The sequence below is a fragment of the Enhygromyxa salina genome (genome assembly GCF_002994635.1).
GTDB lineage: Bacteria > Myxococcota_A > Polyangia > Nannocystales > Nannocystaceae > Plesiocystis > Plesiocystis salina_B.
The window spans coordinates 95,128-106,659 of sequence record NZ_PVNL01000138.1; the positions used below are offsets into that span (position 1 = coordinate 95,128).

Below are 11,532 nucleotides of genomic sequence, written 5' to 3' on the forward strand. Positions count from 1 at the left end.
TCGCGCGAGCGCGGTCAGGACCAGATGCCAGCCGCCGTATACGGCCCGCCCACGCTGGCCCAGTACTCGCCGTCGACGTAGCGACGACCGCGATCGAGCTTGGCGATCACCTGGATGTCATCGTCGGACAGCGCGACCTGGACCGCGGCGAGGTTCTCGGCGAGACGCGCGGGGTTGACCGACTTTGGGATCACGCTGGTCCCACGGGCGAGCCCCCACGCGAGCAGCACCTGCGCTGGCGTGGCGCCGACCCTGGCGGCGATCTCGGCGATCCCGGGGTCACGAAGCAAGATTGGCTCGTCGTCTTGCTTGAGCGCCGCCGGACGATCGAGCGAGCCCAGCGGCGAGTACCCCGTGACGTGCACGCCGTTGGCGGCGCAGAACTCGACGAGCCCGTCCTGCTGCAGGTACGGATGCAGCTCGACCTGGTTGATCGCCGGCTTGCGCTCGCACTCATCGAGCAGCCCCGCGAGCTTGGAGACGCTGAAGTTCGAGACCCCGATGTGACGACACTTCCCCGCGTCGACGCAGCGCTCGAGGCCGGTCCACGTCGCCGCGATCGGGAGCTCCTCGAGCCTGATCAGATCGCTGGGCTGCCGCGGGTACAGCAGACCGTGGGCGATGCACACAGGCCAGTGGATCAGGTAGGCGTCGAGATAGTCGAGGCGCAGATCCGCGAGGGTCTTGTCCAGCGCGGGCATGACGTGCTCCGGCGCGTGGCTGTCGTTCCACAGCTTCGAGGTGATCCAGAGCTGATCGCGCGTCACGATCCCGGCCGCGAAGCAGTCCGCGAGCGCCTGCCCGATCTCCGCCTCGTTGGCGTAGATCGCCGCGCAGTCGATGTGACGGTAGCCCAGGCTGATCGCGGCCTTCACCGCGGCGCCGACCTCTCCGGGCGCCGACTTCCAGGTGCCCAGGCCGAGGGTCGGCATCGCGTCGCCGTTTTGGAGCTCGAGGTGATCCATCGCGGCGAGTGTACCTTGTCGCCGAAAAGGGGCTTCGCCGCCGACCAGCGGTCCAGTACGCTGGGGCCGACCGCGCCGCCAAGTTTTTTTTGCGTCCGTCCGGACGCGACTGCGTCAGCCAGACCATGGAACACCGAACCACCGCCGTCCACTTCCCCACCCAGATGCGCGCACACATCGCGCTGGCCTGCAGTGACATCGCGCAATCCCGGGCGTTCTACGAGCAGCTGCTCGAGCTCGAGCCCACCAAGGTCCGCGACGGATACGTGAAATTCGAGGTCCTCGAGCCGCCGCTGAACCTGACCCTCAACTACAGCCCCGATCCACCTCGACAGACCACCCCCGCGCACTTCGGGATCCAGGTCAAGTCGACCGCGCAGGTGCTCGAGCGGCGCCAAGCGATGGCGCGCGCAAACTTCGACGGTCGCACTGAAGAGGGCGTCGGCTGCTGCTTCGCCGTGCAAGACAAGGTGTGGTTCGCCGATCCCGACGGCAACCAATGGGAGGTCTTCGTGGTCACCCAGGCCGACATCGCCGAGCACAGTCAGCCCGCGCTCAATGCTCCGCCGACCGCCGAGCAGGCCGAGCCCGAGCCCGAGCCCGAGCCCAGCTGCTGCGCGCCAACCTGTTGTGAGTGAACGAGTCGATGACGCCGGGAGAGCCCACCACCCAAGATCCCAGCGCGCAGTGGCGGCGCCTGGACCAGGTCGTGCATCGCTTTTTGCGCCCTCGGATCGCCGACGAGCAGCTGCGCGCGGACCTGGTCCAGGACGTCTTGCTGCGAATGCACGAGCGCCGCGAGCAGCTGCGCACAGAGGATCGTCTGGATGCGTGGGCCTACCGGATCGCTCGCAACGTGCTCGTCGATCACTACCGGCGCGCGCGTCCGTCCGAGCCGCTGCCGGAGCTCGCGGAGTCGCCCCCAGAAGCCAACAGTGACGCGCCACAGGTGCTCGGCTCCTGGCTGCGATCGCAGATCGACAAGCTGCCGGCTCAGTACCGCGAGGCCCTCGAGCTGACCGAGCTGCGCGGGCTGTCGCAGCGCGAGGCCGCCGTCGCGCTGGGCCTCCCCTACTCCACGCTCAAGTCACGGGTCCAGCGCGGTCGCGAGCGACTCCACGCCGATCTGCTCGCCTGCTGTGCCGTCGAGCTCGACGCCCGCGGCCGCGTGACGGACTTTACCCCGCGCGCGGCTTCACCGTGCGGGTGCACGCCAGCGACATGCGGCCCTGGCGAATCCAAGCAGTGACCGATTCGAAGCCCCGCACACCCACGCATTGACGTGAGATGGTCCAGCTTGCTACGACCATGGCGTGTTGCGTAGGACCCTGCTCCCCGCCTTGCTCTCGCTCCCCCTCGCGCTGTCGGCCTGCAAGGGCGACGACACCAGCGCAGACCAAGACACGGGCACGGGTGAGACGGGCGATGAACCTCAGGTCGAGCCGTTCGACGAATTCCCGGGGCTCACGGCCGAGGTCCAGATCCACATTGACGATCGCGGCATTCCGCATATCTATGGTGCCACTGACAATGACGTCGCCTACGCCTCGGGCTATCAAATGGCGACCGACCGCCTGTTCGAGATGGACCTGTTGCGTCGCCGCGCGCTCGGTCGCCAGGCCGAGGTGCTCGGTGAGGCATTCGTCGATCAGGACATCATCTCGCGCACCTTCAACCTCACCCACTGGGGTCACCTCAACGCCGAGCGCGTGCGCGAGGAGTCGCCCGACGTCTACAACTACATCATCTCGTGGCTGGCTGGCGTCAACGCCCGGGTCGACCAGGTCAACGCTGGCGAGGCGCCGCTGCCCTATGGCTTCGCCGAGGCCGGCTTCGCCCCCGAGCAGTGGCAGCGCGACGACGAGTACGCAATTGGCAAGCTCATGTACCTGGGCAACTCCAACAGCCTCGAGCGCGACCTGCTCGCCACGATCCTGCGAAATAATTTGCCCGAGACCTGGAACAGCTTCGAGCTGGGCAAGCCGATGTTCCCGGTCGCGATCATGCCCGAAGACGAGATCCCGCAGGGCTTCAAGCCCGACAGCGGCCCCTCGCACCTTCACAAGGCGCGGCCGCCCCAGCCCATGGACCCCTACTCCCCCGCGGCGATCGGCGAGACGCTCGAGCGCCTGCACCGGGCGCTGGGCCACATCGGCAGCGCCGGGCCATTCGGCAGCAACAATTGGGCGATCGACGGGCGGCACACCGACTCGGGCCGCTCGATGATCGCCAACGATCCCCACCAGCCGCTGCAGAGCCCCTCGTTGATGTACGCCCAGCACCTCAACAGCATCGACGAGGGCACCGGAACCCAGGACGTGATCGGGTTCTCGTTCGCGGGCACGATGGGCGTGCAGCTCGGCCACAACCGCAGCCTGCACTGGGCGGCGACCACCAACTTCGCCGACGTCATGGATCTGTGGGACGTGCGGGTCGAGGGCGAGGGTGTGTGGGCCGGCGATAATCATGTCGACTGGGTCGTCCGCGAGGAGCCGATCGAGGTCGCTGGTGGCGAGCCCGTGATCCTCGAGGTCCAGGACGTGCCGGGCTATGGCGTGATCGTGCCCGACAGCCTGATCCCGCTGCCGGTCTCGGCCTCCGGGCGCAAGCTGTTGGTCAACTGGACCGGGTTCGCGGCCACCAACGAGGAAGCCTGCTTCGCGCGGATGTCCGCGGCCACTGACATCCCGACCTGGGAGGCCGGCGTGGATCTCATGGAGGTCGCCGGCTTCAACTTCGTCGCGGCCACGGCCGACGCGATCTCGTATCGGGTCCAGATCAAGGTGCCCGATCGCGACCTCAGCAACGGCGCGCTTCCCTATGTGGTGATCGACGGTGACAACGCCTCCTCGTATTGGACCAGCTACCTCCCGGCCGAGCAGCTCCCGCGCAGCCACGCCGCCAGCCGCGGGTGGATCGCTTCAGCCAACAATGACCCGTGGGGGTTCACGTTCGACGGGGACGTCACCAATGATCCATTTTATTATGGCTACTTCTACGCCGCCGGCCATCGGGCCAAGCGCCTACAGGACGAGTTTGAGCGCCTGACCGCGCAGGGCAGCGTGACCAAGCAAGACATGATCGCGCTGCAGCTCGACACCCACAGCACCATGTCGGACGTGCTGTTGCCGATCGTGCTCGACGCCGCCGCGCAGGTCGGCACCAACCCCGACCTCGCCGAATTCGAGGGCAACGACGACATTCAGACCCTGGCCGCGGCGCTCGCGAGCTGGGATCAGACCATGGAGCGCGACTCGGCTGGCGCGCTGATCTGGCACGCGTGGCTGCACAACATGGCCTGGGAGGCGGTCGAGGACGACCTCGCGTTCCTCTACACCTTGGTGTTCGAGGCCGAGCCGCCCTACATCATCAAGATCCCGGCGCTGGCCATGCTCCACCAGTATTCCACCGACAACCTGCTGCAGACCAGTCGCGACTGGATCGCCGTAGAGGGCCTGCGCCGCACCGCAGACTGGCTCAACGCGACCTACGGCGGCGTCGATCCAGACGGGTACAGCTGGGGCGCCATTCATGGCACTCGGTTCGACAACCCCTTCGGGGGCGAGCTCGACGGTGGTTGGACGGCCACCAACGGCGGTGAGGACACGCTCAATGTGTCGTCGTCCAACTTCTACGCCGGCCCCAGCGGCGCAGCAGCGGAGCGGTTCGACTCGCACAGCGGTCCGATCTTTCGGATCGTCACGACCTTCGCCGAGGACGGCACGCCCGAGGCCACCGTGAATTTCCCGCGCGGGAACTCGGCTGACCCAAGCTCGCCGCACTGGGACGACACCCTCGCCGACTGGACCAACGGTGTCTACACGCCCCTGCCGTTTCGCCGGGCCGAGGTCGAGGCTGCCACGCAGTCCAGCTACACGCTGTCGCCGGGTGAGTAGCGGTGCGCAACTAGAGCACCAATCAGGTGTGAACCGGGCATCAACCGTGGTCTCGATGCTATAAGATCGGCCATGCTGCGAGCCAACCTGCAAGCTCAGATCCTCGTCGGCCTGTCATGCTGCGCGTTGGCGTGCATCGACGACGTCGCCCAGATGGACACTGGCCAGTCCAGCAACACCCAGTCGACCGCTCCCGACGACGACACGACCGGCGACGGCGACGGCGACGTGTGCAACACCGCCGAGACCACCACCGTCGCGGCCTGTCCGGAGATCATTGGCGAAGGCTTCTGCAGCGAGGGCGGCATCCACGTCGAGCAAGACAGCGAGGTCACGTGGACCAACAACCCGCCGCACTCGGGCGACCACTACCCGACCTGGGAAAAGTGGGGCGAGCACGACACCCCCGTGCCGCGCGGCAACTGGGTGCACAACATGGAGCACGGCGGCTTGATCCTGCTCTACAACTGCCCCGAAGGCTGCGACGCCGAGCTCGAGACCCTGCGCATGGTCCTCGACATGCGCCCCGACAGCCGGATCTTGATGACCGAAGATCCGCTGCTCGACGCGCCTCGGTTCGCCGTGACCTCGTGGAACTGGGTGCACGAGTTCGACACGCCCGATCTCGACGAGCTGGTCTGCTTCGTCGACCAGCACTACAACCACGCGCCCGAGAACGTGCCCTAGAGCACCAATCAGTTTGAATTCACGACGCCAGGCACATCTGGGGCCGCTCCTGCCGTTGTCGACTCGGCGCTCGCAGTATGCCGGATACAGCTTCGGCCTCGCTCCTAGGCAGGAACGGCCCCTGACGCACCTGACGACGCGACTCCAAACTGATCGGCGCTCTAAAAACCCCGCAGGCCGGTCAGATCGAGCGCACGCCGATCTTCTCGAGGCCGTGGTCGCCCAGCAGGCGGCGCAGGCTGGCCTGGGCCTCGCTGGCCAGCTGCACCTCCGTGGTGCCCGGTTCGTTGGACAGCTTCGAGTGGCCAGCCCGTGCGCGACGGGTCGCGGCGGCGACGGCCTCATCAAACGAGTCGGGATCTTCGAAGCCGATCACCAGCCCGTTGGTCTCCGCGTTCATCAGGCTCAAGCCCATCTTGACGACCGGCGAGCGGTACATGACCCAGGCCTTCTCGACGCAGCTGGCGTTGTCGACCAGCCACGCTTGAAAGATCTTGCGGACCTCGCTCTTCCAGGCGTGGACGTCATCGGCGTCGATGACGATCAGGACCCGGAAGCCGGCCTTGATCTGATCGGCGCCCGCGTCGAGCACTGGCTGGATGTGCTCGGGTCGGACGTGACCCGCGAGGCGACAGTGGATCAGGCCGGGGGCGATCACGTCGGCTTGGCCGAGACCCATGCGCGCCGAGCTGCGGGCGCTCGGGTACAGGGGAGGTCGGTCCTCGTCGTGCCCGTGGTCGTCCATGGCCTCACTACACCACAAAATGGGCTCACTGAACATCGACCCAGAGCGTCACCTGGCGAATTTTCTGCTGGGCGAATCATAGTTCGCTTCCCACCCACGGGGCTGGCCCGACTGACGATAGTCCGAACGGCCAGTCGCTAATCGATTTCGCGCATTGGGCCCCAACCGCCGCCGCCGGGGGTCTCGAGCACGAAGCGGTCACCCGCCTCGACTCGGGCCGAGTCGGTCGCCGCGAGCACGACCACACTCCCATCCGCGCGCTCGATCCAATTGCGCCCCGGCGCGCCCGGCTCGCCGCCCGCCACCCCGTAGGGCGGGATCTCTCGCCGGTTGGCGAGGATCACCAGCTCCATCGCCTCGCCAAACCGAAGCGTGCGGCGGACCCCATCGCCGCCGCGCCAGGTCCCGCGACCGCCCGACCCCCTGCGGATCTCGAAGCGCTCGAGCACGACTGGAAACCGGTGCTCGAGGATCTCCGGATCGGTCAGCCGCGAGTTGGTCATGTGGGTGTGGACCGCGTCGGTGCCGTCGAACCCAGGCCCGGCGCCAGAGCCCCCACACACCGTCTCGTAGTACTGGTGTCGCGCGTTGCCGAAGGTCAGGTTGTTCATCGTGCCCTGGGCCGCGGCCATGACTCCCAGCGCGCCGTACAGCGCGTCAACGACCACCTGCGAGGTCTCGACGTTGCCGGCCACGACCGCGGCCGGGTAGCGCGGGCGCAGCATGCAGCCGGCCGGGACGATCAGCTCGATGGGATCGAGGCAGCCCTCGTTCATCGGGATCTCGGCGTCGACCAGGGTCCGAAACACGTAGAGCACCGCCGCCTGGCACACGGCGTAGGGCGCGTTGAAATTGTTGGGTCGCTGCGCGCTGGTCCCCGTGAAGTCGACTCGACAATTGCCGGTGTCCGCGTCGAGTCGGACCTCGACCGCGACCACGCTGCCGTCATCCATGCCGTACTCGAACCGGCGCTGGTGCGCGTGCCCGGACAGCTCGGTCCGCCTGGTCAGCTGCTTGATCGCGGCGCGCACCGAGGCCGCCGCGTTGTCGCGAACATGGCGCATGTAGGCCCGCACGATCGGCAGGGTCCAGTGCTCGACCAGGCGGCGCAGCTCGTTGACACCCTGATGGTTGGCAGCCAGCTGCGCCTCGAGATCCGCGAGGTTCTGACTGGGGTCGCGGGCCGGCCAGCGGCCGCTCGCGAGCTGCTCGCGGATCGCCTCGCGTCGCAGCCGGCCCTGCTCGACCACCAAGAAGTCGTCGAACAGCGCGCCCTCCTCGTCGATGTGGCGGCTGTCGGCCGGCATCGAGCCGGGGGTTTTGCCGCCGATGTCGGCGTGGTGGCCACGGCTGGCCACGAAGAACACCGGCCCCGGCTCGTTGGGTGTGGACATGAACACCGGGGTGATCACGGTGACGTCGGGCAAGTGGGTGCCGCCGTTGTAGGGCGCGTTGACGGCGAAGCTGTCGCCCGGTTGGATGCCCCGCTCGCTCGACGCCCGGCTGCGGATCACCGCGCGGACGCTCGCGCCCATCGAGCCCAGGTGCACGGGCATGTGCGGGGCGTTGGCGATCAGCTGGCCGTCGGCGTCGAACACCGCGCACGAGAAGTCGAGCCGCTCCTTGATGTTGACCGAGTGCGCCGTGTTGCACAGCGTCGCGCCCATCTGCTCGGCGATCGATCCATACAGGTTGTTGAACAGCTCGAGGCGCACGGGGTCGGGGCGCTCGAGCTCGGCGTTGGCGCTGGTGATGCGATCCGCTCGCGGCTGCGCGCGGGTCAGAACCAGGTGCCCGGTCTCGCGGACCAGCGCCGACCAGCCTGGCTCGACGATCGTGGTTCCGGTCGCCTCGGCGATGATCGCCGGCCCGCTGACCCTGGCTCCGGGGGATAGCCGCTCGCGCTCGTAGACGGGTGCCTGGCGGGTCTCGCCGGCCATGCGCACCTCGACGAGGCTGATTGGCGTGGCGTCGGCGGTTTCCTCGGGCACAGGGTCGGGCCCCACGTCGAGTGTTGGCGCGGGCGCGACGGCCTCGGCCGTGAGTACGTCGATCACGATCGCGTCACCCGGGAGGTCGAAGCCGTAGCGCTCGCGGTGGTCGAGCTCGAATTGCTCGCGCATGCGCTGCGCTCGTGACGTCGAGTTCGGGCCCCGCGCCCACGGGATCGGCAGCGGGCGATCGCTGCCGGCGTAGCGCAGCTGCGCGCCACGTAGCTCGACGATCTCCTCGGCGACGATCGTCTGGGCGCGCAGCTCGGCGACCGCGAGACCGACGAGCTCATCGAGCGCCGCGTCGGCCCCCGCGAGCGCGCTCGCCTCGAGCTCCACGCCGAGCGAGCGCTCGCGCAGCGCCCGAACATCGGCCAGGCCCATCCCGTAGGCCGACAGCACCCCCGCGAACGGGTGAATCAGGACGGTGCGCATCCCGAGCGCGTCCGCGACCAGGCACGCGTGCTGGCCACCCGCGCCGCCAAAGCAGCACAGCGCGTGATCGTCTAGATCGTGGCCGCGCGCGCTCGAGATCTTCTTGATCGCGTCGGCCATGTTGGCGACCGCGATCTCGATGAAGCCCTCGGCGACCTCGACCGGGCTGCGGTGATCCGCGTAGGTCCGCGCGAGCTCGGCCGCGAGCTCGGTGAACAGCTCGCGGGCACGCTCGACGTCGATCGGCTGGTCCGCGCCTGGACCGAACACCCGGGGAAACAGCTGCGGCTGGATCTTGCCGAGCATCACGTTGCAGTCGGTGACCGTCAGCGGTCCGCCGCGGCGGTAGCAGGCCGGTCCTGGATCCGCGCCAGCCGACGCCGGGCCAACGCGGTAGCGCCCGTGCTCGACCCGACAGATCGAACCACCGCCGGCCGCGACCGTGTGGACTTCGAGCATCGGCGCCCGCACCCGCACGCCCGCGATCTCGGTCTCGAAGCTGCGCTCGAGCTGCCCCGCGTAGTGGGCGACGTCGGTCGACGTCCCCCCCATGTCGAAGCCGATGATCGAGTTGAAGCCCGCGCTCGCGCTGGTCGCCACGGCCCCGACGATCCCGCCCGCCGGGCCCGACAAGATTGCGTCTTTGCCCGCGAAGTGGGTGGCGTCGGTCAGACCGCCGCTCGACTGCATGAACTGCAGGCACACGTCACCGAGCGCCGCTGACACGCGGTCGATGTAGCGGCGCAAGATCGGTGAGAGGTAGGCGTCGACGACCGTCGTGTCGCCGCGGCCGATCAGCTTGACGAGCGGGCTGACCTCGTGGCTCACGCTGATCTGCGAGAACCCTAGCTCGCGCGCGATCTTGGCGACGGTCTGCTCGTGCGTGGCGAATTGCCAACCGTGCATCAGCACGATCGCAATGGACGAGATCCCGGCCGCGCGGGCGGGGGCGAGCGCGGCACGAACCTGGTGGGGATCGAGTTCGCGCAGGATCGAGCCGTGGGCGTCGACCCGGGCGTCGATCTCGGCGACCTGCTCGTAGAGCATGCTGGGCAGCACGATCTGTCGATCGAACAGGCGTGGACGATGCTGGTAGCCGATCCGCAGCGCGTCGGCGAAGCCGGCGTTGATCGCCAAGAGCGTGCGCTCGCCCTGGCGCTCGAGCAACGCGTTGGTCGCGACGGTGGTGCCCATCTTGACCGCGCGGATCGCTTTTGCCGGCAACGGCTGGTCGTGCTCGAGGCCGAGCAGTACGCGGATGCCCTCGAGCGCTGCGTCGGCGTACTGCTCGGGGTGCTCGGACAGGAGCTTGTGGGTGTGCAGTGAGCCGCGGGGGTCGCGGGCGACGACGTCGGTGAAGGTGCCACCGCGGTCGATCCAAAACTCCCAGCTTCGCTGCGCGGTGCCCATGCTCGGCGGCAGCATACAAAATCTCGCCTGTGCGTGACGTCGGTGTGGCTGCACGTGGACTCTCTCGCCGGCCGAGAGCGTGAGGGCGATCGGGGGCGGAGAGGGCCCGCCACCACCCCACCCTGGACTGCGAGCGAGCGGGCCCCGATCGGGCCCTGATTCTCGTACACTCGTGGGATGATCGTGCATGACGTCTCCCGTCTCATCGCGTTGACCCTGGTGACCACGAGCGCCGGCGGATGCGGCTGGCTGTTCGCCTGCGGCAAGGACGAATCGTACTCGACGCCGCTGAGCGTGAGCGATTGGAACGTCACGCCGGCGACCTACGCCAACATCGTCGCGCGGGCCAAGGAGGTCGGCGGTAGCGATGGGCTCGACGACAGCGCTACCCCTGACCCTGGCGAGACGGGTGACACGGGTGACACGGGCGAGACGGGTGACACGGGTGACACGGGTGACACGGGCGTCGACACCATGGCCTGGGACGAGCTCGACGCGACCCAACAGTGCAACCTGGCGTGCGCGTTCGCGGTTGGTGAGGCCGACGTCTACCTGACCGACTATCAGTATGCTGACACGCTGACGATCAACACCTGCGCGCTGACGATCCCAACCGCCGACGCCGACGGCACGCTCTCGTGCACGGCCACGTTCGACCATCGTGACATCTGCATCGGCGGCCGGCGTCCGCTGGGCTGGCAGGCCCAGCGCGCGCCGATCACCTGCGCGCAGCAGCAGCTCGACGGCATCGCCGTGATGGAGCAGGTCTCGATCACTGCGTTCATGGAGCTCGCCGCGCAGCTCGAAGCTCGCGGCGGGCCGGCTGAATTGGTCGCGCGGTGTCGCGCCGCCGCGCTCGACGAGCGGCGCCACGTGGAGCTCGTTGTGGAGCTCGGGGCAGCGCGGCCGAAGGCGACGCTCGAGCCAGCCGCGGCCACGACCTTGCTGGCCGAGATCGCCCTGCACAACGCCGTGGAGGGGTGCGTGACGGAGACCTGGGCGGCCCTGCTCGCGCGTCATCAGGCCGAGCATGCGCCGGAGCTGCGGGTCCGGGAGGCGTTTGAGCAGATCGCGGCTGACGAGGCCAGGCACGCCCAGCTCGCGTGGGAGCTGCATGCGTACTTCATGCAGGTGCTCGAGCCGGGGGTTGCTCGCGAGGTGGAGCGGGCGCGAGCGCGGGCGCTCGCGGGGTTGGAGCGCACGGCGTCGCAGCAGGCGTTGGCGGTGCCGCGGGAGGTTCGTGAGGCGCTCGGGTTGCCGGAGCCGCGCGTGGCGGGGGCGCTGGCGAGTGATTTTGGGTGGCGGCTCGCGCAGCGGCCTGCGGCCTGACGACGCAAGGGACCGGACTCAGAGTCCGGAGACCGGACTCCAGGGACCGGACTCAGAGTCCTCAAGGAGACCGG

8 protein-coding genes are annotated in these 11,532 nt (G+C 68.4%); 5 read left to right on the forward strand and 3 right to left on the reverse strand.

The annotated features are described in order from the left end of the window. Positions 1 to 14 precede the first annotated feature (14 nt). Complete coding sequence (locus ENSA7_RS37410; protein WP_106094211.1) at positions 15 to 965, reverse strand: aldo/keto reductase; 951 nt, start codon at positions 963 to 965, stop codon at positions 15 to 17. 125 nt (positions 966 to 1,090) lie between these two features. On the opposite strand from ENSA7_RS37410, the gene ENSA7_RS37415 reads away from it, so the two are divergent. The 4 genes from ENSA7_RS37415 to ENSA7_RS37430 all read left to right on the forward strand — a co-directional run bounded on the left by ENSA7_RS37415 (position 1,091) and on the right by ENSA7_RS37430 (position 5,548). Beyond that, the gene (locus ENSA7_RS37415; RefSeq protein WP_146158586.1) at positions 1,091 to 1,603 is read left to right on the forward strand and encodes an ArsI/CadI family heavy metal resistance metalloenzyme; all 513 of its coding nucleotides are present in this window, start codon (positions 1,091 to 1,093) and stop codon (positions 1,601 to 1,603) included. Between the two features lie 8 nt (positions 1,604 to 1,611). Further along, positions 1,612 to 2,214, forward strand: a complete 603-nt coding sequence (locus tag ENSA7_RS37420) for a sigma-70 family RNA polymerase sigma factor (protein WP_146158587.1) — start codon at positions 1,612 to 1,614, stop codon at positions 2,212 to 2,214. Between the two features lie 91 nt (positions 2,215 to 2,305). Then, positions 2,306 to 4,861: a penicillin acylase family protein gene (locus tag ENSA7_RS37425; RefSeq protein WP_181234485.1), complete on the forward strand. Its 2,556-nt coding sequence runs from the start codon at positions 2,306 to 2,308 to the stop codon at positions 4,859 to 4,861. Between the two features lie 72 nt (positions 4,862 to 4,933). After that, positions 4,934 to 5,548, forward strand: a complete 615-nt coding sequence (locus ENSA7_RS37430; RefSeq protein ID WP_106094215.1) for a thioredoxin-like domain-containing protein — start codon at positions 4,934 to 4,936, stop codon at positions 5,546 to 5,548. A gap of 181 nt (positions 5,549 to 5,729) precedes the next feature. Here ENSA7_RS37430 and ENSA7_RS37435 read toward each other — a convergent pair whose 3' ends face one another. Further along, a complete protein-coding gene (locus tag ENSA7_RS37435; protein WP_106094216.1) occupies positions 5,730 to 6,293 on the reverse strand; it encodes a hypothetical protein in 564 nt (187 codons plus the stop codon). A gap of 137 nt (positions 6,294 to 6,430) precedes the next feature. Next, complete coding sequence (locus ENSA7_RS37440) at positions 6,431 to 10,129, reverse strand: hydantoinase B/oxoprolinase family protein (RefSeq protein ID WP_106094333.1); 3,699 nt, start codon at positions 10,127 to 10,129, stop codon at positions 6,431 to 6,433. Positions 10,130 to 10,306: 177 nt separating this feature from the next. On the opposite strand from ENSA7_RS37440, the gene ENSA7_RS37445 reads away from it, so the two are divergent. Continuing rightward, the gene (locus ENSA7_RS37445; protein WP_106094217.1) at positions 10,307 to 11,458 is read left to right on the forward strand and encodes a ferritin-like domain-containing protein; all 1,152 of its coding nucleotides are present in this window, start codon (positions 10,307 to 10,309) and stop codon (positions 11,456 to 11,458) included. Positions 11,459 to 11,532 lie beyond the last annotated feature (74 nt).